This is a genomic window from Aphanothece microscopica RSMan92 (assembly GCF_046613545.2).
Lineage (GTDB): Bacteria > Cyanobacteriota > Cyanobacteriia > PCC-6307 > Cyanobiaceae > NIES-981.
On sequence record NZ_JBKKKY020000023.1, the window covers coordinates 1 to 22,893 of the forward strand.

Consider the following 22,893-nt stretch of genomic DNA (forward strand, 5'->3'; position numbering starts at 1 on the left):
GACAGGGTTAGATCGCAACACAGGTCGGATGGGGGAAGAATGATTCTGAATGGGGACACCCCACTGCGAAGGGATTCATCACAGATAAGCCGGATATTTGCTATGTTTTCAGCATGGAGCTCACGAAGCGCATGATCAGAAGCAAGAACATTCCTAAGCGGCTCGATAAACATATCTTCCTTCCCAAGGATCGGGAGAGGAGCACCAATGAAGACAATCTTGTCACCACAGGCAGTTACCAGTGATCTGATAATTGCCGAAATACGAAACATCCACGGACTAATGCCGTCGAAACGGGCGTGATCGATGAAGCACGAAAAAATAATAGAGTGAAGAACTTCGGCAGAAAGAAGTGTTGGGAACGGCCTGGGATAATAGATGGGAGCAAAGAGCTTGCATGGAGATGCGACAATGAATATCAAGTCATAGTCATGGATGAGGGGAGTCTTGTGCTCACTAAGCTCCCATATTCTCCAGTCCTTGGATAGGTTTACCTTGGTCGGGTTGTTCTTGGGGGGAACAATATCAGGAGCCTCGATCCGCCCATCTTTGCTTAGTTCCAGATAGCCAAAGCCAGTCTCCCACATACCGGCGAAATCAATACTATCAGAATGCGTGCTAGAGCCTGATAGGGAGTCGACTCCTCTCTTAAAGCCAACGAGCTGGCTCGATCCAATAGCAAGGATCCTACTCATTGCGCAAACAGCTCAATAAATTCTTCTTGGCACTGGACTGCTTCTAAGTCAATCGAACCAACAGCATTCGAGGGCTCATGAGGAGCAAGACCCAGGGTATCGACCGGCAAATGTTCTCTGAAGAAATGCTGCATGGCATTTTCTGCTGCATGGGGTCTCACTGACCTGAGGTTGTCGGAAAATGATGTGGAATGGAGCCTAGGATTAGTTACAATCTCATAGGAAGGAAAATAGTCAATGTGTGATTGCTTGTTAGACAACTGACTGGCGACTGATAACAGCACCGCCTTTGAATGCATTGTGGCAACCAGAACATGATGACCACTTGCAGTTGCTGTGAGCGGAACAGGGGAGACCGTGAGGAGTATCTTAAAAGGTCGATTATTTCTAAGCTTTCTCAAGGTATCCTGAAACTTGTTGAAGTCAGACAGGATGCTCTTGAAGCTTGCATTTTCGAAGCGGTAGATGGCTCCATCGTACTCGCCGCAAAAGACTCCCGGTGCAGTTGGGAAGACAGTCCCAGATCTTCTATGTACCCACATCTCGGTTAGGCCAAGAGTAAAAATAAAGACGTCAAGACTCATAAGGAGCTCTTGAACTTTCTCGATGTGACACTTGCGCAGCTTCTTGACCACTTCTGGTGCATCACAGCCGGATGGTTCAACCGCAGGTCGTAGGGCGTCATAGTACCTTCCATTCTTTGTCCAGATATAGTTCTTGGGCGACCACTCGTGGGCGCACTCCTGAGTGAGCTGTAACAGCTGGCGAACGGTATATATATTCCCATATCTCGCGCTATACATCGAGAATCCGTAGTTCTGATGCAGGCTCAAGGGAAGCCCAGGGGGCGGCGGCTCAACATCCATAATATTGTACCCATTTTGCTTAAGTTGGCGCGTAATATGCTGAGCGAAGCAGGAGCCCGCGGTTGCTATCTTGTCGGCCGGCAGAATGTCAAACTTCTTCTTGTAAATCCCATCAATTAGGCAAGGGTTTTCCTGAGTAACGCCAGTCTTCCAAAAAGCGCTTGCAGGAAGGGCTTCATAGGGATTTGTGCTCATGGCTCTTCAACACTGGCTTGGCATCCTACTGAGGTGGTCTGGTATTTCTGGACCGGCCCCATCGCGAATCTCTGAGGCGGGATACCGCCCCTGAAAGGGCCTCCCACCGTAGGCACCGCCTTCTCCGAGGGAGTTGAGCAAGCGCCGAGCCACAGCCCAGAGTTCAAGGCCAGGGTCGCCATGGAGGCGATCAGTGGCCGCAAGGCGATCCAGGAGAGCCAGTGGAAGAAGCAGCTGCTGGAGGGAAGCAGCGAGCTGTTCACCAGGGGTAAGAAGACAAGGACAAGGGCGAGTGTCAGGCCAAGGAGGCGGAGCTGCTTCATCAGATCGGGCGACTGCAGATGGAGCAGGAGTGGCTCAAGGAAAGTCTCAGCTCCTCTGATGCCCGTGACCAGCGCAATCTGGACGAACACGACCATCTTGAGCTCAGCGTCAGCCGCCCATATGCCCCGCTGGGCCTGCCGCGATCCACGGTCTGTTACCAACAGAAACCAGTGCGCGAATCGACCCTGCAGAGCATGGCCAGGATCAATGTCCATGACCTGGAAGCCCCCTGCAGCCGCCGCCGCCGGATGGAGGGCTAAGGGTCAGAGATGGGATCCCGATCAACCGTGACAGGGTGCGAAGCCTCGCCCCGCGGTTCCTGGTGCCCCATCCGAGCGCGTTCCCTGGCTGGTGGCTGTCAGCACGATCACAACGGTGGATCCGGTGTGGCCACCGATATCACCTACATCCAACTGCAGAAAGGTGTGCTGCATCTGGTGGCGATCATGAAGCGCTTCACCAGCCACGATCTCAACTGAAAGCTCTCCAACAGCCGTGACACGGAGTTCTGTCTGAACGCTATGGAGACGGCTCAGGAGGGTGGCCGCAAGCCACAGATCCTCCATTCTGACCAGGGATCGAGTTCACCTCTGGGGACGTCGTGTCCAGGCTGCAGGCAGAGAAGATCAAGATCAGCTGGTCTGGAAGAAGGCGCTGCTACGGCCACATCCCCCTGGGGAGGCTGGGGCGTAACGCCAAGTACGTAGCCGCAGGCTTCCCGGCGACGCCGAGTAGAGGTGTACCTGCAGGCCTACAGCGATGGCTGGGACGCTGAGATCAACCTGGTCCACCGTCTGTGGAGATAGTGCCATGCAAGAGCGCACAGTGCACTAGGAGGCAGAACTCCCCATGAGGTCTACATGGAGACCGAACCGTGAGCCTCCCGCCCAGGGTTAACGATGTCCGGGGCCAAAGATTGTCGAATCGAAGGGACCCACATCAAGGGGGGCCGCCTGGGCCCTGCACTGATGCAGGTGTGGGATCATCTCGATGAACTGGCTGCGCAGGAACAGATCCAGCCGGTCGAGCCGCAGAGTGAGCAGCTGACCAATCAGCAGAGAGGTAACGCTGGATGTGACCTGGCGAACCTCGATCGTGCCTTTACGCCGCACCCGCACCACCGGGGGGGGCCTGGGCAAAGAAGTGGATCCTCCCGGCCACCTCGTCGAGACAGTTGACTGTGGCAATGGCCTGGGGCAGCAGCTGCCGGTAGTCAGTCCTTGTCTGGGAAGCCCTGCTGGCGCTCTAGCAGCATGCGGAAAAGCGTGTGGTCGCATGTGGGGTTGGTTTGATGCTGACGTGCCTGGTCCTGTACGGGATGCTGACAACTCCCATTCTGGCGAGGCCGTTTCAGAAGACAATCCCAGGCGCAGGGTTAACTCGCCAGCCTGCGAATGCCTAGAGCCTTTCATGAGTATTAGCATGTCTTTAGCAACTCGGAGAGCGCCAGTCATTGGGCTCAACCCCTGGGGCCCCTTGGCCTAGCAGAGCCAGTGTAGAATGGCAGAGCTGTTACCAGAACAATGAAGAAAGCGCGGAGGAGCCTAGAAGAAGACGTGATTGAGAATATTGCGTCAATCATTAGTCACTGCCGCGAGACATCTATTCCCAATGGTGTAGGCAAGCCAATAGACAAGCAGGATTCCAAAGCCTCGGCACGCATGCCGACACAGCAAGAACTTATCGAAGGCCTCTACAGCTCATGCATCGCACTGGAAAAGGACAACCAGTATCTTTTTGTTCTACTGTCACGCACTGAGCACAAACTCAGATGGTACAGAGACAGAGAGAACATGCGCCAGATAGAGAGCAAGCTTACAGCGCAGACATTGCGGATGGCGGCGTCGTCAATATCACGACTTTTGAGGATCATGGCTCGCTTGGTACAGACATGAAGCCCGGGATCGAAATAATGATCACCCAAAAGGACTAATAGCAATCCGGCCATGATTCAACATCTGGACAGCCACTCATCAGTTCAAGCAAAAGAAGCATTTGACGAGGACTTCTTTCTTGAGATCAACAGCATAAGCCGCGCATCATTGAATGGGGTAAGTGGTTTCGCATATTTTCAAGTCCACTATCAACTCTGCGATCTAAAGGCACGCTATGACTATGGAGTTTACCAGAGAAGACTTCAGCGACTTATAGCCCTGGGCAAGTGTCCTTCAAAGTTTCTGACACACTGGGCAAGACTGGAATCTGCACCACATGGGAAAAAACAGTATTACTACCCGCCTGCCCAGTCTGACCTAAAGGCTCTAGGCTTGAAGGCGAAAGAAGTCGACATGTTTGCAACACCGGAGGTTTTCACTTCCATACTTATAGAGTTTCTGACGAATGCTGATGGTGTACTAGCAAAGCCGCAGCTTATTCAGATGATTCCTCGCCTGCTGCGAGTGCCTGAGATTCGGGAAGCGACTCTTTGGAATGACCAGTTAGTCAACAAACTGCTTGAGCTTCTACAGGAAAGGAGCCAAGCAAGTCTTCTATCCAATAGGTACTCATTTAGCCATGGACGGCCAAAGGATATAGATGCCGTTCAGATTGAAACGATAAGAAGCTGCTTTGACAGTGACTATTACGCTCTTAATTACAACGTTCAGAATGACGACGAAGAAGAAATAAATTCATTCGATTTCTTTGTGTCGGAAGGCAGGCATGATGGCCACTCACCATGCGAGTTTTTTGACTATCAGTACTACATTGGACGGTACTGGAGGTCGATCCCAGGCACTGAAGATGCGTACTACTACTACCTTACAAGAGGCTGGAAACTTGGACATGACCCTTCACGAAGATTTCCGCATAAGCTGCTATCAGATCTAGCCGCATCATTAGATCTCGATTCCAATGGTCCTGTCGGCAAGATCTTAAAAAATAATTATCCTTGCAGCGTATTATTGAAGAATATGGAAGGTGGCCTCAGCCCTTCCAACAGTAGATACAACAAACCGTGCGACATTGATCCAAGTGGCGCCAAGAGGGTCCAAAGTCTAATCAGCTCGACGCCAAGTGTCCATGCATATTATCTTACCCAATACCACCCAATCTCCGAGAATGATGAAAACTGGGGGAAGGGGTTTACTGAATGGACAAATGTTACCAAAGCCCTGCCATATTTCCTGGGCCACAATCAACCCAAGCTTCCTCTGGAGGGATTTTACGACCTAAGAGTTGATGAGAACCTTTCCAATCAGTCAATTTTAGCCAAAGAATATGGAGTCGACTCTTTCTGCTTTTACTTCTATTGGTTCCAAGGCAAGAGAGTCCTGGAAAAGCCTCTAGATTCACTTATCTCCAGGATCAGTAGTGATCAGAGTTTTACATTGCTGTGGGCCAATGAGAACTGGACTCGGAACTGGGATGGCCAAAATGATGATGTAATTATTTCTCAATCCTACGGCGATGAGGACTGTGAGCGCTTTTGCCGAGATATTGCACAATATCTTACTCATCCGAGCTATTATCGCATCGACAACAAGGCAGTCTTTTATATCTATAGACCCAGCAGCATCCCTGACTTTCACGAGTGGGTCAGCCGCCTGAGAGAATACTTCAGCGCCCACCATAACCTTGAGCTTCTGATCGGAATCGTTCAATATCTACCCTATGATAAGTCACCAAAGCTATATTCCGCAGATTTGATACTACAGTTTCCCCCGAATGGTTATTCGAAGATGACTATATCAAAGCCCCCACCCAAGATTCTGCGTCCAACCAGCAATGACTACATTATTCTTGACTACATGTCTATGGTAGACGAGAATCATTCAATGGACTACCCGAGTGAAGTTGTGAGAACTTCTTTCGCTGCCTGGGACAGCTCTCCAAGAAAGAAGCAAGGCTGGGCTGCATTTGTAGGGGGAACGCCAGACGAATTTCAATACTGGCTCACCAGCAATATCAGGTCAACAAGCTTAGATAATAGTTTAGGTCTTACTATGGTAAACGCCTGGAATGAATGGGCTGAAGGTGCATGCCTTGAGCCAGATAGGCATTACGGATATGAATACTTGCATGCAGTACGAGATGCTCGTCTGCACTTTGCCTTAGAAGAAGAGTCTTTTGAATGGAAGGCAACACTACCTCGGGCCATAGTTGCGCATATATATTACGATGAATCCATTGATCGGGTAGCAAAACGACTTGAGCCTTATATTGGCATATGTGACATATATGTTACGACTCATCCTAAAGGTCTTTGTGTAAGAGCAGCAAAGATTTTCGCAGTGCTTCCTGACGCTCGTCTCTTTGTCACGGAAAATCGAGGACGAGACGTTGGGCCCTTTATAAAGTTATTGAACATTTTTCATGATCTTGGCATAGAATACGATTATATCTGCAAGATTCATGGTAAAGCCTCACATCATAGATCCGATGGGATAGATTGGTTTAATGATATTACCGAAAAGCTCCTGCCGAGCAGTCTAAATGGACAAGAAGAACTTCTGCGATTCTTAGAAAGCCACAACTGTGATCACTTCGGACTTCTAGCTCCATCAGGTCATATCGTCAACCTTAAGGAGTATATTGGTGGCAATCAATATTGGGTTGATAGGTTATTAGATTTCTATTCTGGCAGCAAGTCTGGGGAGCCAACATCATTCGTTGCCGGCACAATGTTTTGGATTGGCAGGTCAGTATGTAGAAAGCTTGTAAACCATTTCACTCCCATTTTCTTCCAGGAGGAATATGGACAACTTGATGAGACTCTCGCCCATGGTTACGAGAGAATGTTCTTGTGGTTGGCAGGCCATATGAATCTGGCGTCCTATACCTCAGATTACGAAGTTCTAGACTATACCGATACAGGCGAAGTTCGATACCTGTTCTGCTAATTTTGCGCGAAAGCTATTAGCAGCCTGTTCTCTCTCAGGCCGCATATCTCCAGACTCAGACATTACCTCATTATCAAAGATGAAATGTAGCCACTCAGATTCCGTTCTACCCACTTTGTCAGATCCCTATGGAGCTCAAGGGGTAGAAATCGTCAAGTGTGCAGGGGTAAATTCGTTCTATGGCCATTCTTCCGTCATCCGTCGATATTCGGGTTATCCGGTTAATCAGCCACTCCCATACATAATCCAACATGGTACCATTGGATTATCACAAGACTTCTACGAATTAAGAGAGTGGTACGACAGAGAAGTTATACATTCGTACTGGGCATGGAACCAGAAAGCATTAGATGCTGCGAATGAACATAGCTCTAGGTTTACTGTTGATGTTCTTGGGTCTCCGTTCCTATATTTTCTCCGGCTAATCAGCAAGGTTGACAGCACTCGTGGTACGGATCCTGTCTTGCCTTCTCGCTTAAGGCTTAGTGACATAGAGCAGAGAGTTATTGACACGTTAGATTGCATTAAGGAAAGGCGTAATAACTTGACCCCGGTTATTTTCGCTCCTCACTCGCTGCCAAATCGACTAATTCCGTTAGCAGAGCACCGCGCTTTTGCTACCTACTTGATTGTACAAGAACAGCTTGAAGCTGGAATCGTATGCTTGCATCCCTATGACATATTTCTTGGCAATCATATTGCTTATCAAGACTCTGGCTTTGAGATATCATGCTGCATGCATAATGCAATCGCCCGTCATCCCTGGAATGAGAAGGAATTTTGGCGTGCATATCACAAACTTGGAATTGAGTTCATGATTAACCTATACTCATTGCTCAGGATCTCATCCTCTTGCTATTTCTGTGGTCTCTCTACCCCTCTTTTTTATGCTGGATATCTTGGCATAAGATGCAAGCTTGTGACGTTTGAAGATCACATGGAAGTGGCTGATATGAAGCAGATAGTTTCGATCGCACAAAAGAGGCCTGTCACTGCCGCAGACAATGGAGTATGTTCAAGGCTGAACCAACTTCTACATCATAATGAATGGACTAGTTCTGATCTTCTTACCTTCAAGTCTTATTGTGAAGTCGTGCTCGGCAAGCATGCACTTGTATCGCCCAAGGCTATGCTAGCCAAGCTTGAGTATGCCTATCTTCTGTTATCGCGAAGCAACTCGTGAATCCTGTCGATTTGCTTAGAGATGGTGGACATAATGTACGTCTGGCAGACCATATCGCCGAGCCGAGTGGAGGCAAAAGCCATCCGGGTATTGAGCATGGGTATTATATTCGCTAGATACAATCAAGAAGGATTCTATACAAGACAAGTACAACTACCTAGGTCTGGGCCTGCCATCAGGGTGTTCATGCCAGTAGCTAAGCCAGACGCTGCTTGGGGGTTGAGGCAACCCAGGTCCATGTGGCATCGAAGTCCCTTGTAGATCTGCAGATATCTAGGGAACACATCGTTCATGGAGGCCTCGTAGGCGAAGGGTAATGACGTGAAGCCCGAATACCGGTCCAGGCTGAATGTCAGTCCTCAGCAGTTCAGGCTGGTCCAAAGACTCCACGATGAAACGTACTGAGCACACAGCCAAGCAGATCATCTGCAAGCTCAAAACGTCTGAGCAGCTGATTGCTCAGAGCAAGACCATCGTCGATGGTTGCGACGTGATCGAGCTGATGCAGCCGCTGTACCACTGCTGGAGCAGCAATACGGCGGCATGCAGGCCGATGGAGCCCGGCGGCAGACTCAGCTGGGAAAGAAGAAAGCCAGGCTCTAAATGCTGCTGGCGGTGGCGGAGCTGAAGAAGGCCATGCTCTGGCTCCAAGCGGCTGCGAAGCAGGAGGACCCTGACGATGGAGACTGCGGATCCCGGAACGTCGGCGCTAGGCCGTCGTGATCCTTCAGAAGCATTGGCAGGGCGCAGAACGTCAGGTCTGCCGGGTGGTGGGCCAGTAGTACCGAAGCACGCAGCGCCAGGGCCGCAAGGCCGTCTCGATCAAGGAGGGCACGCTGCGGCAGTGCCTGTGTGTGGTGGCAGCTGCACACAACCATTGGAGCCGCCCCATGTCCTGGCACCAGCTGCGGCGAGAGAGCTGGATTATGCACCACAAACAGCTGTAACGGCTCTGGTGGCATGAGGATCTGCAACGGACTACTACCAGGAAGCACTAGCGGCACGACTCACAGATGGCTCAGTGCGTCATCACCAAGCCCGCTGAGCTGGTCTGCATTGCGAGGAAAGGTCCCATGGTGAACCTCTGAGGCGGGGCACTGCCGCTGAAAGGGGGACCCACCCTAGGCGCCAACTTCTCCGAAGGAGTTGAGCAAGCGCCGTACCCACACCCCTGAGTTCACGGACAGGGTCGGCATGGAGGCGATCAGTGGCCACAAGACGCAAGACGATCCAGGTGAGCCCAGGGAAGAAGCTGCTGCTGGGGGGTGCCAGCGAGCGGTTCCCCCGATGGAAATGATCCAGGCCAAGGACGAGAGTCAGGCCAAGGAGACGGTGTTGATCCAGCAGGTCGGCTGGTTGCGGATGAAGCTGAAGCGGCTCAGACAACATCTCAGCGGCTTTGATGCCCATGAACTCCGAAAGCTGGTCGAGCACGGCCACCCCGGGCTCCGTGTCAACCGTCAGTGTGCCCTGCTGGGCTTGCGTCGATCCACGGTCTGGTGACGGCGCACACCGGTGCATGAATCAACGCTGCGGATGATGGCGCGGATCGAGGCTCTCTGTCTGGAGGATCCGAAGCAGATCACGGCAGTTGATCCGATATGGGCAACCGGCATCACTTCCAGACCGCTGCAACAAGGATTTCTGGACCTGGGGGCGATCATGGATCTCCACTCCAGGCACGTGCATTACTGGAAGAGCTCCATGAGCCTTGACACGGAGTTCCGTCTGGATGCCCTGAAGATGGCCCTGGGCGTGGTCGCAAACCCGAGATCGTCCACTCCGACCCCAGGGATGATTCAAAGTTTCAGCACGGGTTCAGCAGAGGCTGGTGCTGCGCCATCGCCAACAGCGCCGTGATGTCATGCATCACCGCCTGCATTCCAGCGCGGATTGACTGAAAACCTGCGAGGCGCAAGAGGTTCATCGCTGCAATACGCAGCGCCGCCATCACTCCGGCGCCATTGCCCCGGTAGCGGTGGCCATCTTCATGGAGCTGGGTGTCCCGGACCCAGTGCCAGCCTTCAATGCTCCAGCGGTCTCACACAAGTTGCAGCAAGGCTTTTGGGGTCGTTCGCAGGCTGGTGAGAAACAGGTGGGTGGCCTGAAATGGCTTGCCGTCACGGGTGCCGGTAGCCGTCACCTCGACGACCCAACTGGTGCCGATCCAGGCCTCGAAGATGTGCTCCGGCGCCTGTTTGGCCCGCAGCGTCCAGGTGATGTCGCGACCATGGCTGATCTCCTGATTCGTTGCCACGAAAGGGATCTGGCGTTTCCCCTGAAACTGGCTACGGATCTGGCGGTGCAGCGTCTTCTGGTTGGCTTTAACGGTCAGGAGGAAGTCGGCCCCCTGCTCTGTGAGCTGCCGAAAAACGGTTTCTGGGTGTGGAGAGCGTCCGCCTGGATCAGCACACCCTCGAGATCCAGCTCACCGAGCAGTTTTTTGAGTACCGCCCGCTCGTGGTTCTGGCCGGTGGCGTAGCAGGCCTGGCTGATCGCCACGCCCAGGGCAGCCGAATACAGGGTCACCTGGGCAATGAACGCCGACCCGCCACCGGCGGTGGGCTCGATCGATCCTCTCAAGGTCTTGCCGTCGCAGATCAGCTGGTCGAGATCAGCTGCACCACCGTGGATCTGGGCGATCGTCCAGTCACGGATGGCCGCGCACAGTGCCGCCACGTCCACTTGTAGGAAGAAGTAGCGGAACGAGGAATCCGATGGCGGTCGCCTCAGCTCCAGGCCCAGTGCCTCGGTCAACACGCCGTGGTGGCGGATGGCAAAGCGCTCCAGATCCCGCAAGCTCTAGCAGCGGCTCAGGATCCCCAGCACGGCCACCAGCAGCAGATACCAGGCCGGAATCCGCACCCCACGCCGCATCCGGGCGTCCGGGATCGCCTTGAGGTAGCTGATCAGATCGAGATCGGTTGCAGCAGAGGCGCTTTCGAGCACAGGGAGGAGGCCATTCCGCCGACCTCAACCCATGGTCGCAGCCGCGACAAGAGAGCCTGTGACTGACTTTGAATCAGCCCTGACTCCGACCCAGACTGGCAGTTCACCTCCGCCGACTTTGTGGCCGTGCAAGAGGAGCAGGAGGTCAGGATCATCTGCTCAGGAAGAACGGGCTATGACGACAACATTCTGGTGGAGAGGCTTGAGCGGGGGGTTCACGCATGGAGCCGCAGGGTTTCTCGGCGAATCCGAGTAGAGGCGGCCCTGCGCGCCTACAGCGTCGGCTTGGAGGCTGAAATGTGCACAGCTCCCATCCTCTGGAGGGAACTACCCGGCAAGACCTCAAGGTGTTGGGGAGGAAGAACTCCCGACCGATCTATAGTGGAGCTTAACCCTGATCCACCCTTCCGGGTTAACGAAGCCTGGGGGCCAGGTTGTCCAGAGAAAGGCACCATTCTCAGATAGAGGGTGTACGGTCAGCCCCCCCAACAAGCTTTAAGTGAATCTCTCAATAATCAACCCGACAAGGCCACACAGCTGAAGAATGGTGATTGCTGTGAGTACACCAGCATCCGGGCACAGAATGGAAGCGACTCTGCCGAGCTTCAATGTTGGCAGTAGCAGCTGGGGACTCATGGCATAACCTGATCCGCCCGACCGTGAGCTAAGATGCATGATAAATGCCAAGCGATGATTGATCTAGGACAGTCATTGTCAAATACATTAAGGGCGGCTTTTCAGGGACACCGCAGACGGGCATATATTCGAGAAGAGGCTGTCAGCTTCTACTTGGTCATGAGCAGTACCCGCGGTCTGATAGCTTCCGATTTCACTTGCACCTTAAAACATCTACAAGGCACTAGCTTGAAAGCCTTGACTAGGCATAGAGCAGCTCCGGCACTTATTGTTATTGCAAGTTCTGAGCTAAAGAAAGTCAGAAATGGCTCAGCACACCTCAACGCCTTGATGCTTTATGGAAGCAACGGCGGGGACTGGCAGAGGAAAATACTTGTCTCTAACACAGAGGTCTGCGAGAGAATAGTTCTAGAACCTAAGGAGCAGTTGTTTAGAGACAGAAGAAGCATGGTTGCTACGATCTCCAGAGAGGAAGACATGCTGAAGCTCTCAGCGCCTGCCTTGAAGGTCTCTAGGGAATCACAAAAGGACTCACCTGCCAGAAAACTCATAACAAATATCTTTTTTCACGCCAAAGACAGCAGCTCATCTGAACTCTTCTATCTTGTATCTGTTGGACCTCAGCACATCGCTGACATCGTAATTGCGCAGTGCAGAGAAGCCCTCAATCGGCTTCATGCCAATCCGAGCTGCAATCATAATATGGACAATGCATCACCTTGTGGTCTTCATCTAAGAGAAGAGTATGAGACACATGACCCAGCCTTCCTATCAGTAGTCTACAACCGGAATAGGTGGAGACTTGGCGAAACAGCTACAGCCGTCAAACCCAATCTAGCTAACAAAGAGGAACTACTGAAAGCAGGGCCTGAATACGATTATTTATCAGCAGATGGCTGGACCAAGTCCTCTAGCCCTCAAGGCCTTACAAATACCATTGCTTATCTAAGTAGAGTTCAGGCAAAGCCATCAAAGGGCGCTGCAATTTTAGCTACAGCGCGCAATGAGGCTGTTTATCTTCCGAGTTGGTGCGCATATCATATTGCACTTGGCTTTGAAAAGATTTTCTTATACACAAACTCCAATGACGACAAGACGCTGGAGGTAGCCAAGAGACTAAATAATCTTGGCGTCAATATTAGTGTTATCGAAAATCAGATTGAAGCCCCCGGATCCCCACCCCAGATCAAAGCATACCGACATGCCCTATCAATATCGCAAGAGATTCTGGACTACAAGTGGTGTGCCGCGATCGATATTGACGAGTACATTGCAATCAGGCCAACCAAGAGGATTGCGTGCATAAATTCATGGCTCAGAAAAGTCAGCCGAAACTCAATGCTTGAGTGCGATATAATAGCCATGAACTGGATATTTGCTGGCATTGACAAGGATTTTGATGCCCATCATAGATGTCTGGTCCCCATTACTGAAAGGATCCAAAGCGTAACCGCCAAGAACTCAAGCATTAAATGCATATTCAAGCCCAGATACTTCCTGTGCTCACTGCCCCACCATCCATTGGCCACAATGCAGTACACTCCATTTGCCGTCAACTCTGAAGGTGGATTATACGGTGAATATCAAACCGCAAGAGTGCCTTCTGTCTCTGAGTTCCCTGCCTTCAACGACGCAGCCGTGATGCACTATTATCACAAGTCAGGGCCTGAATATATTTGGAAGAAATCAAGAACTGGAGGGGCCAGAAAGATTAGCAGTCCCAATCCCAACGGCGAAGCACTAAAGTCTCTTGTTGCCGCAGCGGACAGTCGGCATGACAAGTCCATTGATTGGATCAACAGTATTCAGTCATCAGAAGCCTATTGCAACTTATTGTCAGCTTTTGCTGAGGACAAGCCTCTTCAGCAGCTACTAGTCGACTCGATGAACGTAATGGCCTCAAAGTACGAAGACTGGATTGACAGCCAAGACGAGTAGCACTCAATGCCAGGGTGCAGTGCAGCAGGCCACTTTATCATGAGAGGCATATTAGTTCGATTAGAATACTGACCGGATCCCGAAAGTTGGCCATGGTGTGTACGAGTCATCAGCCGAGCAGATCATCCGCAAGCTGAAACCCGCCGAGCAACTGCTCGCCCAGGGAAAGACCATTGCCACGTCTGCCGTGTGAGCAAGGTGACACAGCCCACCTACCACCGTTGGAGACAGCAATACGGAGATGCAGGCCGAGGAAGCCAGGCGGGGGACGCAGCTGGAGAAGAAGAACGCCCGTCTCTAGTGTGCCGTCCCGGAGATTTGCAAGCAAAGTCGCTGGAGTTTCTCCAGGATTGAGTCCGCTGTGGCCGTCCAGTTGAACGGTGCCTTGGTCTTGTTGTAGGCCGCCACGAACTGCTCAATCCTGGCGATCAGCTCCTTGACGCTGGAGAAGCTGCCGCGCCGGATGGCGCGCTGGGTGATGATCCCAAACCAGCGCTCCACCTGGTTGAGCCAGGAGGCGTAGGTGGGGGTGTAGTGGACATGGAAGCGGGGCCGCTGCGCCAACCAGGACCGCACCTTGGCGTGCTTGTGGGTGCAGTAGTTGTCCACGATCAGATGGACGTCCAGATCCTCGGGCACGGACGTCTCGATCTGGCGCAGGAACCCCAGGAACTCCTGGTGCCGGTGGCGCGGTCTGCACTGGGTGATCACCTCCCCAGTGGCGACGTCCAGGGCGGCAAACAGGGTGGTGGTGCCGTGACGGATGTAGTCATGCGTCACCCCCTCCACATAGCCCAGCCCCATGGGCAGCAGCGGCTGGGTGCGGTCCAGGGCCTGGATCTGGGTCTTCTCGTCGACGCAGAGCACCATCGCCTTGTCCGGCGGGTTCAAGTACTGCCCGGTGTCAACTACGTAGGCGGGTCGCGTCAATTACGTAGGCGGGTTCCCCCGGACCTCCTCCCCCCCTGCCATGGCAGGGGGGGAGGACAGCGAAAATTGAGCCGGCGACACGAAAACTGGTCCACCCCGGCCGCTTTACCCCACGGTGCCCCAGGGTTTTTGATCGGCCCCAGGCCTCAAGCCCATTGGCCGTTGCTCCTGCCGACCCGCCTGCGCCCTGCAGCGGAGCGCACGAGCCGGCGGACCCCACGGTCCGACGGCAGCGCGGAGCCCATCACCGGCAGCTGGCGCCAGGGGGCTCGGGGCGGTTGGCGGGTAATTGACGCCTGGCCAGGGCGATGAATCAGCCTGTGCCGGAGCGGCCCAGGCGACGGGCCCGCCTGCGGCGATAGCTCTCGCCACTTATTTGAACAATGGTGCTGTGGTCCACCAGCCGGTCCACCGCCGCCACCGTCATGGCACTGGTGGAGAACACGTTCTCCCACTCGCTGAACGGCTGGTTGCTGGTCACCAGCAGGGACCTGCGCTCGTAGCGGTGCATCACCAGCTCGAACAGAACCGAGGTTTCGGCCTCGTCCTTGCGCACGTAGCCGATGTCGTCGATGACGAGCAGGGCAAAGCGATCCAGCCGGTTGAGTGCCTTGGCCAGGGCGTAGTCAGCCTTGGCCCGCTGCAGCTCCTGCACCAGCATGGTGGCGGAGTAGAAGCGCGCCGAGCGGTCCAGGGCGATCAGGCTGCGGCAGATGCCGGCCGCCAGGTGGGTCTTGCCCACCCCGCTGGGGCCAAACAGCAGCAGGTTCTCGGCCCGATCCAACCAGCCGGTGTCATGGGCCAGCTGCTCGATCTGAGCCCGGTCCAGATCGGGGATGGCCCCCCAGTCGAGATCGGCCAGGGTTTTGGGCAGCGGCAGCTGGGCCTCATGCAACAGCCGCCGCAGCCGCGCCTGGTGGCGCTGCTGGTGCTCCTGCTCCACCAGCACATACAGGTAGCTGGCGGGATCCCAGCCCTCGGCTGTGGCCTGCTGTTCGGCCGCCTGCCACTGGCTGCGGAACTGGGCCAGTTTCAACTGTTTCAACAGAGATGGCAGAGCCGTTTCCAGCGCCGGCCGGCTGGGGGGCTCCACCCAGGAGTTCGTCATAGCTGCTCAGTCGGTGTTCAGGGATGTCGAGCTGGGGCATGGCCGCCAGGCCCCTCGGGGGCCGCAGGCCGTAGTGATCGCGCAGGGAACTGAGGCTGAGTTCACCGCTGCGCAGCTGACGGCGCAGATACCGCTCCACACCGGCGAGGTCGCCTGTGCGGGCGGCGACATGGAGGGCGTCGACCATGACCTTGGCGACCTCATCCGGCGGCAGGGCTGCCAGGAGCGCTCGCCACAGTTGCCGCCAGCTCTCGCCGGGGAGGATGTCGGTCTGCAGCTGGGCGCGCAGCAGGGCTCTGGGTTTGCGGCGCAGGCTTTCGATCACATGGCGGAAATCGATCCGCCGCAGCGCCTTCTGCCCTTTCTGGCCATGGAGCCGCGGCAGGGTTTCCACGTACTGGCTGCGCAGGAACAGATCCAGCCGGTCGTGGCGCAGGTGCACCGTCAGCTGCTGACCGATCAGCCGTGACGGGACGCTGTAGGTGACCGAGCGCACCTCGATCGTGCTGGTGCTCCGCACCCGCACCACCACCGGTTCGTAGTCGGCAAAGCGCTCCACCGGCAGCGGCTGCAGGTGGAGTTGCTCGATCGCCAGGTTGCCGGCCACCTCGTGGCGATTGTTGAGCGTGGCGGTGACCTGGGCCACCAGCTGCCGGTACTCCGCTTCCGTCTCGAAATCCCTGCTGCCGCGCTGGATCAACTGCTGCTCCAGCCGGTGTTTCCAGTGCCGGTGCGGGCCCTCGATGGCGCCGTTCTCGTGGGCGATGCCGCGGTTGTTGCGGGTGGCGATCACGCCCAGGTGGGCGCAGAGTTCGCGGTAACGGCTGGTGTAATCGCCGGCGTAGCTGCCGTTCCGGTTGCGAAAGCAGGCGCTGAGGCTGTCGGTGCGGTGCTCCGCCGGCACCCCACCGCAGGCCGCCAGGGCGTTCTGCAGTGCCTCGGCGAGGGCGACAAAGCTCTCACCGCCGTGGATCACCTCCACATGACACCAGCCCGAATGGGGCAGGCGGAAGTGGAACAGCCGGTGCTCGAGCACCGCACCGGCCACGGTGATGGGCGCGCCCTTGAGCAGAGTGAAGTCGGAGATGCCCATCACGCCGGGCTGGTGGTGCTGCAGAAACATCACCTCCTGGGCCGGACCGTGCAGGGCCTTCCACTGCTCAACGCGGCGCTGCAGGGTGCGCTTGCGGCGAAACCACTCCTGGCCTGGAAACGTCTGCTCCAGATGGAGCAGCAGCGTCTGGGGTTCGAGTTGCGGTGCCTTCTCCAGCATGGGCACCAGCACGCTCTCCCAGACGTCCGCCAGCGGATCGGCACGGGTACGCCAGTGGCGGCCCCGCTGTTGTTGTTGCCCCTGGGGCTGCAGCTCACCCCTGTCGATCCGCTGGGCGCTGCGCAGCGAGATCCCCACCGCATCGGCCGCCACCTGCTGGCTGAGCCCCTCGGCCCGTCTGGCCATGTACCGCTCCTTGATCCGCAACGACAGAGGGGCGGGCATCGCTGGGACTCCAGACCGTGATCGGAGCCCTGTTGTCGCGATCTGAGACCCGCCTATGTAGTTGCGCGGTCCCGCCTATCTAATCGTCGCCGGACAAAGTACAGACCGACGATGTCGCGGACTTTCTCCACGAAGAAGGGATCGGTCGAGAGTTTGAAATGCTTCTGCCGGTGGGGCTGGACCGAGAACGTCTGCAGCCAGCGGTGCACGGTGGTTTTGGAGATTCCGGTGGCAGCGGCGAGGGAGCGGGCACTCCACTGGGTGCTTCCATCAGCTGGCTTGGTTTGGAGTGCCCGGTTGATCACCTCGGCCACCGTGTCGTCCTCATAGGTGCGCGGACGGCCAGGCCTGAGCTCATCGTGCAGTCCCTCCAGGCCCAGCTCCCGGTAGCGCTTGCGCCACTTGCCGACGGTCATGCCCGTCAGCCCCATCCGTTTGGCGATGGCTGTGTTGGTCTCCCCAGCCCCGCAGGCCAGCACGATCTGGGCGCGCTGGACGATGGAGTGCGGCAGTGAACGGGAGCTGGCGAGAGCCTGGAGTTGCTGAACCTCGTCGTCGCTGAGAACCAGCGGCGGCATCGGACGACCAAGAGCCAAGGAGCGCCCCGGGAAACACTCCGTATTCTAGATGTTATTTCCGGGACGGCACACTAGCCGAAGGCTTCTCTGAAGGAGTAGAAGCTTCTGGCGGAAGCAGAGATGGAGATGGCAGTGTTCTAGCCGCAGGCGTCTGTGAATCATTAGGATCTTGCCAAGGGACACTGCTGAGCCTGGAACCTCGCTGCGCTGCACAGCGCACCTCGGTGACTTTCAGGGAAGGTGTCACTCCTTGGCTGCCACTCAGGCGGCCGCGCTTAAGGGTATCGCGAGGATCGGATCGGGCTCTTCTGTTGGCTTGTTGATCCACACTTCTTCGGGTTGGCGCCAGCAGCGAGTGGATCGGCTCCAGCGTCTTGGATGGACCTGACGGGCCTTCTCGTAGACATGGGTTCGCTCCCGGCAGATTGCGGTGGCGGTACCGCTGTGACGCTGGTGAGGCGTGACGAATTTGATGCTGCTGTGGCGGTGTTGGTGGTTGTACCAGTCCACAAAAGCCGCCACCCATTCGCAGGCCTCCGCCTTGCTGGAGAATGGTCGGCTGGGGTAATCCGGCCGATACTTGAGCGTGCGGAACAGGGACTCCGAGTAGGGATTGTCGTTGGAGACCCTTGGCCTGGAGAAGGATCTGAGCACACCCAGCTCCTCCAGCCGTGATTCCAGTGTCGCCCCACGCATGGCATTGCCGTTGTCGGCGTGGAGGATCAGGGGCGTCTGCGGACACTGGTGGCTGCCAAAGCCGCTGGGCCGGCGGTAGCGCTCCCTTAGACAGGCCCGCTGCACCAGATCCGCCGCGATCTCAGCCGACTCCACCTCGGCCACATCCCAGGCCATCACCTTGCGGCTCCAGACGTCGACCACCAGATAGAGGTACAGCCACACACCCCGCACCGTGGTCGGCAGAAAGCTGATGTCCCACGACCAGAGCGCATTGGGGCGATCCGCTCTCAACCGCGGTACGGAGCGCGGTTCCTGCGGCAGCCGGGCACGCCCGCGGCGGTGGCACTGCCCTGCCTGGTGCAACACCCGATAAAAGCTGCCCTCTGAGCCGATGAACAACCCCTGGTCAGCCAGGGCCGGCACGATCTGTCCAGGCGGCAGCGAGGCGTACTCCGGCTGGTTGCAGGTGAGCAGGATCCGCTGGCGCTCCTCCTCACTCAGGCGGTGAACGACATGGCGGGGGCTGCCTTTACGGCGGTCCTCACCGTCCCCATCACCCAGGAAGGCACGCCGCCAGCGCTTGAGAGTGCGCAGGGAAATGCCGATCTCCCCGCAGGCAGCCCTGAGGGTGGCGCCGCTGGCATTGGCCTCACCGATCAGCTCGATCGCCTTCCGCCGGTGCGCGGCGCTGGTCAGCCTTCCGCGTCCTCCGAACAGAAGGCCTCCCACTTTTTTCGCAGCACCAGCAAGGCCGCTGCCTCCGCCAGGGCCTTCTCCTTGCGCTGCAGCTCCTTCTTGAGGGCCTTGATCTGCCGCTGGTCCTAGGCGCGGAGCTTCTCGAGCTCCTTCTGCTCGGCCATCGTCAGCACCGGCTTGGCGTTGGCATCCTGGGCCGCCTGCCGCCAGCGGCTCACCTGCTCAGGAAAGAGCCCCCGCTCGCGGCAGTAGGCGCCCAGCTCGGTGGCGTTCAACTCGGCCGTCTCCAGCACCACCGTGAACTTGTCGGCAGCGCTCCAGCCCTCTGGTTCCTTCTCGGATGCCTGCACCACCTCTCCCTGCAACCGCCACGTCTTCCTCCATTTGTAGAGGGTGATCACGTGGATGCCCAGCTCCTCTGAAATCCGGGCCACGCTCTGCCTCTGCGGCGGGCTCATCCGCCTCCTCACATCAGCCTTGACAGCCTCGCTGTAGCGACGCATTGGTCATCTCCTCAAGCCCCCGGGTGTACGGATGAGAGGGGTGACATCTTTCCTGAACCCGGGGGCCTCGGCACACTCGGTGCGACAGGGTCGTCGTGGCTCTGCGGAAGCACTACCGGGCTTCTGAACGCCATGCCCAGGCAGCAAGGTCGCCTTGATCGAGAAAGCCAAGCTCAGGCATCGCTGCGGGCAGCTCCACAGTCCCAGAGGCGCAGATCCTGGCCGATCGTTGGCCAACGCCAGGAAGAAGTACTTCCCGGCCGCCTTCAGCCCTCCAGGTGTGTATGCCCCTGGAGGCAGGTCAACAGGGAGCTGCCGCATGACCATGACCAACCGCTCACAAAGCCTGGAGCGATAAAGGGGTTAACGTCACGGCAGCGGATTCAATCCTGAAGAAGCGGCAGCGACGTTGGTCGTAAATCCCCTGAAAGGGACACTAGGTTGGCTTGGCATTCCAAAAGTTGCTTGTCGAGACTGACTAGGCTTACAAGGACTTGGATGCATTGCTCGAGGAATCCACAAACAAGCGGCCATCCAAATGCTTGATCGCTGGTGGACTCTCAAAGGAATCATAGATATATGTACCAAACAGGCCATGGGTTGCCTTGCATGCAAACTTGTTCACCAAGTGCTCAGGAGCTGTCTTGCGCCCATCAAGAAGCGGCAGAATCACCTCTTCGTAATACGTAGTTCTGCACAGATGGTTAATGTCGCTCCAGCCGAGTGTCTGCATCACATTAAAATGTGAAGCATTTGGGAGCAGGAACTGTAGTTGACTAAAAAATTCGGGGCGCTCTTGCTTTGCATCCCCTCTAGGGCCAGATGCGTCATAACCAGCCGGAATATTACGGCGCCAGTTAAAGCGCAAGTGTCGTATCCGAGGATGGGCCTCCATAGCGTCAATACATGTTCCTAGAGGAATGGCGCGGATGAACGGCAGATCATGCTGCATGATTAGAACGTATTTGCTCTTTACAAATGTCAAGGCATATTTGATTGTCCCAGAAAGGTGCCCCCACGAGGGTGCTCTCAATATCTTTGCACGGGCACGCCGAACACTTTTTGACTTTGATAGGTTGGCAAAGTAATCATCATATCGTTCTCCCACGTTGACAATATGACCCCACTTCTCTGGGTCTTCACACTCCATATCCAATGGAGGCATGGCGTCATGCGCGAGCAGAATACTGGTTCCCCGATCCAGTCCCAGATGTGACAACGAATCGATAACAGTTTCAATCAACGTAGTACTGGGATGGGATGGTATTGGACTACCCACGATGACAACTGTGACGGATCGTTTGTTCATTGTTTATATGGCAAAGATTCAGGAGGAGTGCGAGGGTTGCAGCAAGGCTGATACTAGATATGGCAGCTTGTGAGTTTTAATGTGCGGTGGCTAACCTGATTTGCAAGCCATTGGCTGTCGGGAGATCGATCTCTTCCCGTCTGTTTATCAGTGGCTTGGCTGCCCAGCCTTCTTACTTCGAGCAGACTATAAGACGCACGAAGGAGTTGTCTGAGTGTTCTTCTCGCAGCGCTTACAGATCCGAGATCTGCTGTGGCGATTAAATCGAGTCCAGCTCTGTCGGTGCCGCTTTCGATTGTCAATTCAAGTAAGACCTGGGGATGGTGGTCGATTCAAGAATTAGTTGCTGAAGGTCGAACTTGTCACCTCTGCGCGGGAACAGATATCCACCTCAGATTTAAGATGCACCCAATCCGCTTCTGCCAAATAACTGGCTGTCAATCATGTCTCCATGCAAAAGAGGGTTTCATACCGTTTACGGAGTCAGTGGCTCATGAGGCGGCTGCAGATTACCGGATAGACTCCTGTGAAAAATTGTTGAAACCGCTCCTGAGCCAAAGCCCCAATAGCAAAAACTATTCCTCCAGAGGGAAATATGACTTGCTTGGCTTGACTCCATATTTTGAGTATAAATGGTTCTTGGCAGCTTGCTCTCCTAGGACATATTGGGTATTGGCATCCTGCTGACCTCTCACTGTCTTGGTCGTGAAGCCTGCCCTATTGGCGACATATCCGTGTTTCCATTCGGGATGACTATGATGCTTAAACTTGTAGCCGTTCAGCACCATTTCCCTAAACCACCGATCTCCAGTATCCACAAAGAAGCTACTGCCAATGGGGGGGATCGTTCCATGTGGGATAACCTCTTTCCTATAAATATCTGCATCCACAAGACAGCAAAATTCATTGAGCCTGCATTCAGGCATTGGCAGAGGCTGATCTCGAGGCCAAAGGCCATTCTTGATGAGCTTAAACGATCGACCGGCCCCAAGCTTTGGGTGCCTAAGAATCATCCGCTTAACCTCAGAGTAGGCAGGCTTGCTATCAATGAACTCCTGAAAACTCAAGGGGGCGCAACGCTCCTCTTGAAAGGCCGGGCAATTCCAGCATTGTCCGATCTCTCCTATGCCAGCATAGTCTTTTAAGTGATGAAGGATTGGCAGAATTGGGCATGAGAAAAATTCTACATCGTTATGCAGTATAAGCATGGCAGCCTTGTCCGTAGACTCAAGGCCATATTGATACCGGACTGAGAGCCTGTAATCCGCATCCACGAGACAACGATCGTAATCCGTGCGATGTGCTGCAAGGAAATACTTCGGCTGATAAAATACAAGCTTTCTTCGAAGCGCGTCAGGGAGCAGAGACTCAAGCGCTGAGATAGAGAAGCCTTGGGGCTGCTGGGATTCGACTACGATGTAGATGCGATCAATAAGTTCACTGCTATGTGAAAAGAGGCTTAGCAGAGTTGCCGCAGTCTGGAAGGGCTTACCCCAAACAGTCATGCATGCATCGACCATAGTGGCTGGAGAAGCAGATGCAGTCATGGCGGGTTTTATACTGTAATGCTCATCCCGATATTAGTTGCGTTCAATCTTTGCGTCAAGCTCGGATTAGGCAGTGACTTCCTTGATTGCCTAGCCCTTAATCGATGACCTCGAACTAGGCACCTCCTTCGTCCATCCTGCAGCTGACTGGCTCTTATGGTCACAGAGATGCAACCATGATGGACTGGCTGCCTTCTCGCCAAGCAGGCGCAAAGGGGAGAAGACATATTATTATTGGTTATTGGCCTAAGGATTCTGGCGCCTCTGATGTTGCTCCAGCGGCTCGTCGCCTTGCCAACTGGTGGCCGAGTAGCAGCATTCCTCAGGATTGTTCTTGCCCTTCTTGCACAGCAATCCAGCATCGCACAGCCTGACGGCCAAGCCAGCGTCGCTGACACATTGATTCTATCCGCTTGGGC

The 22,893-nt window shown here is 55.2% G+C and carries 19 protein-coding genes and 2 pseudogenes; 6 read left to right on the forward strand and 15 right to left on the reverse strand.

The window, feature by feature from the left end:
* On the reverse strand, positions 1–587 hold a 587-nt coding region (locus ACLD7X_RS08310; RefSeq protein ID WP_425625130.1), incomplete at its 3' end, for a hypothetical protein.
* A gap of 104 nt (positions 588–691) precedes the next feature.
* The gene (locus ACLD7X_RS08315; RefSeq protein ID WP_411423088.1) at positions 692–1,756 is read right to left on the reverse strand and encodes a GSCFA domain-containing protein; all 1,065 of its coding nucleotides are present in this window, start codon (positions 1,754–1,756) and stop codon (positions 692–694) included.
* A gap of 341 nt (positions 1,757–2,097) precedes the next feature.
* Here ACLD7X_RS08315 and ACLD7X_RS08320 point away from each other — a divergent pair, with 341 nt between their 5' ends.
* A complete protein-coding gene (locus tag ACLD7X_RS08320) occupies positions 2,098–2,340 on the forward strand; it encodes a hypothetical protein (protein WP_411423089.1) in 243 nt (80 codons plus the stop codon).
* 633 nt (positions 2,341–2,973) lie between these two features.
* Here the strand turns inward: ACLD7X_RS08320 and ACLD7X_RS08325 are convergent.
* On the reverse strand, positions 2,974–3,201 hold the full coding sequence (locus ACLD7X_RS08325) for a hypothetical protein (RefSeq protein ID WP_412007241.1): 228 nt from the start codon (positions 3,199–3,201) through the stop codon (positions 2,974–2,976).
* A gap of 825 nt (positions 3,202–4,026) precedes the next feature.
* Here ACLD7X_RS08325 and ACLD7X_RS08330 point away from each other — a divergent pair.
* The 4 genes from ACLD7X_RS08330 (at position 4,027) to ACLD7X_RS08345 (ending at position 9,607) form a co-directional block, all read left to right on the forward strand.
* Positions 4,027–6,921, forward strand: coding sequence for a glycoside hydrolase family 99-like domain-containing protein (locus ACLD7X_RS08330; protein WP_411423092.1), 2,895 nt, complete (start codon positions 4,027–4,029; stop codon positions 6,919–6,921).
* Between the two features lie 544 nt (positions 6,922–7,465).
* On the forward strand, positions 7,466–8,104 hold the full coding sequence (locus ACLD7X_RS08335; protein ID WP_411423093.1) for a hypothetical protein: 639 nt from the start codon (positions 7,466–7,468) through the stop codon (positions 8,102–8,104).
* Between the two features lie 391 nt (positions 8,105–8,495).
* On the forward strand, positions 8,496–8,732 hold the full coding sequence (locus ACLD7X_RS08340) for a hypothetical protein (protein ID WP_412007242.1): 237 nt from the start codon (positions 8,496–8,498) through the stop codon (positions 8,730–8,732).
* Positions 8,733–9,391: 659 nt separating this feature from the next.
* A complete protein-coding gene (locus ACLD7X_RS08345) occupies positions 9,392–9,607 on the forward strand; it encodes a hypothetical protein (protein WP_412007243.1) in 216 nt (71 codons plus the stop codon).
* 304 nt (positions 9,608–9,911) lie between these two features.
* Here ACLD7X_RS08345 and ACLD7X_RS08350 read toward each other — a convergent pair whose 3' ends face one another.
* The 4 genes from ACLD7X_RS08350 to ACLD7X_RS08365 form a co-directional block, all read right to left on the reverse strand.
* Positions 9,912–10,055, reverse strand: a complete 144-nt coding sequence (locus ACLD7X_RS08350) for a hypothetical protein (RefSeq protein WP_411423096.1) — start codon at positions 10,053–10,055, stop codon at positions 9,912–9,914.
* Positions 10,056–10,145: 90 nt separating this feature from the next.
* Positions 10,146–10,361, reverse strand: a complete 216-nt coding sequence (locus ACLD7X_RS08355; protein WP_411423097.1) for a hypothetical protein — start codon at positions 10,359–10,361, stop codon at positions 10,146–10,148.
* A gap of 74 nt (positions 10,362–10,435) precedes the next feature.
* On the reverse strand, positions 10,436–10,903 hold the full coding sequence (locus tag ACLD7X_RS08360; protein ID WP_411423098.1) for a hypothetical protein: 468 nt from the start codon (positions 10,901–10,903) through the stop codon (positions 10,436–10,438).
* Between the two features lie 3 nt (positions 10,904–10,906).
* Complete coding sequence (locus ACLD7X_RS08365) at positions 10,907–11,053, reverse strand: hypothetical protein (RefSeq protein WP_411423099.1); 147 nt, start codon at positions 11,051–11,053, stop codon at positions 10,907–10,909.
* A 795-nt stretch (positions 11,054–11,848) separates the two neighbouring features.
* Between ACLD7X_RS08365 and ACLD7X_RS08370 the strand changes: the two genes are divergently transcribed.
* Entirely contained in the window at positions 11,849–13,627 is a 1,779-nt protein-coding gene (locus ACLD7X_RS08370; protein ID WP_412007244.1) for a glycosyltransferase family 2 protein, read from the forward strand.
* A 297-nt stretch (positions 13,628–13,924) separates the two neighbouring features.
* Here ACLD7X_RS08370 and ACLD7X_RS08375 read toward each other — a convergent pair.
* From ACLD7X_RS08375 to ACLD7X_RS08410, 8 genes and pseudogenes are all read right to left on the reverse strand, one after another.
* Positions 13,925–14,527: pseudogene (locus tag ACLD7X_RS08375) on the reverse strand (IS630 family transposase); the annotation flags it as partial.
* Positions 14,528–14,870: 343 nt separating this feature from the next.
* Positions 14,871–15,665 carry an IS21-like element helper ATPase IstB gene (gene istB / locus ACLD7X_RS08380; protein ID WP_412007245.1) on the reverse strand — a complete coding sequence of 265 codons (795 nt, stop codon included), beginning with the start codon at positions 15,663–15,665 and terminating at the stop codon, positions 14,871–14,873.
* A 370-nt stretch (positions 15,666–16,035) separates the two neighbouring features.
* A pseudogene (istA, locus tag ACLD7X_RS08385) lies at positions 16,036–17,163 on the reverse strand (IS21 family transposase); the annotation flags it as partial.
* A 53-nt stretch (positions 17,164–17,216) separates the two neighbouring features.
* Positions 17,217–17,741, reverse strand: a complete 525-nt coding sequence (locus ACLD7X_RS08390) for an IS630 family transposase (RefSeq protein ID WP_411423103.1) — start codon at positions 17,739–17,741, stop codon at positions 17,217–17,219.
* Between the two features lie 261 nt (positions 17,742–18,002).
* Positions 18,003–19,148 carry an IS3 family transposase gene (locus tag ACLD7X_RS08395; protein ID WP_411423104.1) on the reverse strand — a complete coding sequence of 382 codons (1,146 nt, stop codon included), beginning with the start codon at positions 19,146–19,148 and terminating at the stop codon, positions 18,003–18,005.
* A gap of 92 nt (positions 19,149–19,240) precedes the next feature.
* On the reverse strand, positions 19,241–19,618 hold the full coding sequence (locus ACLD7X_RS08400; protein ID WP_411423105.1) for a transposase: 378 nt from the start codon (positions 19,616–19,618) through the stop codon (positions 19,241–19,243).
* 484 nt (positions 19,619–20,102) lie between these two features.
* Positions 20,103–20,861 (reverse strand): hypothetical protein, encoded by a 759-nt coding sequence (locus tag ACLD7X_RS08405; protein WP_411423106.1) that lies wholly within the window; start codon positions 20,859–20,861, stop codon positions 20,103–20,105.
* Positions 20,862–21,502: 641 nt separating this feature from the next.
* Entirely contained in the window at positions 21,503–22,474 is a 972-nt protein-coding gene (locus ACLD7X_RS08410; RefSeq protein WP_411423107.1) for a hypothetical protein, read from the reverse strand.
* Positions 22,475–22,893 lie beyond the last annotated feature (419 nt).

What these genes read in the sequence shown, in the direction of transcription:
- ACLD7X_RS08315 (WP_411423088.1), bottom strand. Translation starts at nt 1,756, where the DNA reads ATGAGCACAAATCCCTATGAAGCCCTTCCTGCAAGCGCTTTTTGGAAG.
- ACLD7X_RS08320 (WP_411423089.1), top strand. Translation starts at nt 2,098, where the DNA reads ATGGAGCAGGAGTGGCTCAAGGAAAGTCTCAGCTCCTCTGATGCCCGT.
- ACLD7X_RS08330 (WP_411423092.1), top strand. Translation starts at nt 4,027, where the DNA reads ATGATTCAACATCTGGACAGCCACTCATCAGTTCAAGCAAAAGAAGCA.
- ACLD7X_RS08340 (WP_412007242.1), top strand. Translation starts at nt 8,496, where the DNA reads ATGAAACGTACTGAGCACACAGCCAAGCAGATCATCTGCAAGCTCAAA.
- ACLD7X_RS08345 (WP_412007243.1), top strand. Translation starts at nt 9,392, where the DNA reads ATGGAAATGATCCAGGCCAAGGACGAGAGTCAGGCCAAGGAGACGGTG.
- ACLD7X_RS08350 (WP_411423096.1), bottom strand. Translation starts at nt 10,055, where the DNA reads ATGGCGGCGCTGCGTATTGCAGCGATGAACCTCTTGCGCCTCGCAGGT.
- ACLD7X_RS08370 (WP_412007244.1), top strand. Translation starts at nt 11,849, where the DNA reads ATGAGCAGTACCCGCGGTCTGATAGCTTCCGATTTCACTTGCACCTTA.
- istB (WP_412007245.1), bottom strand. Translation starts at nt 15,665, where the DNA reads ATGACGAACTCCTGGGTGGAGCCCCCCAGCCGGCCGGCGCTGGAAACG.
- ACLD7X_RS08390 (WP_411423103.1), bottom strand. Translation starts at nt 17,741, where the DNA reads ATGCCGCCGCTGGTTCTCAGCGACGACGAGGTTCAGCAACTCCAGGCT.
- ACLD7X_RS08400 (WP_411423105.1), bottom strand. Translation starts at nt 19,618, where the DNA reads ATGCGTCGCTACAGCGAGGCTGTCAAGGCTGATGTGAGGAGGCGGATG.
- ACLD7X_RS08410 (WP_411423107.1), bottom strand. Translation starts at nt 22,474, where the DNA reads ATGACTGCATCTGCTTCTCCAGCCACTATGGTCGATGCATGCATGACT.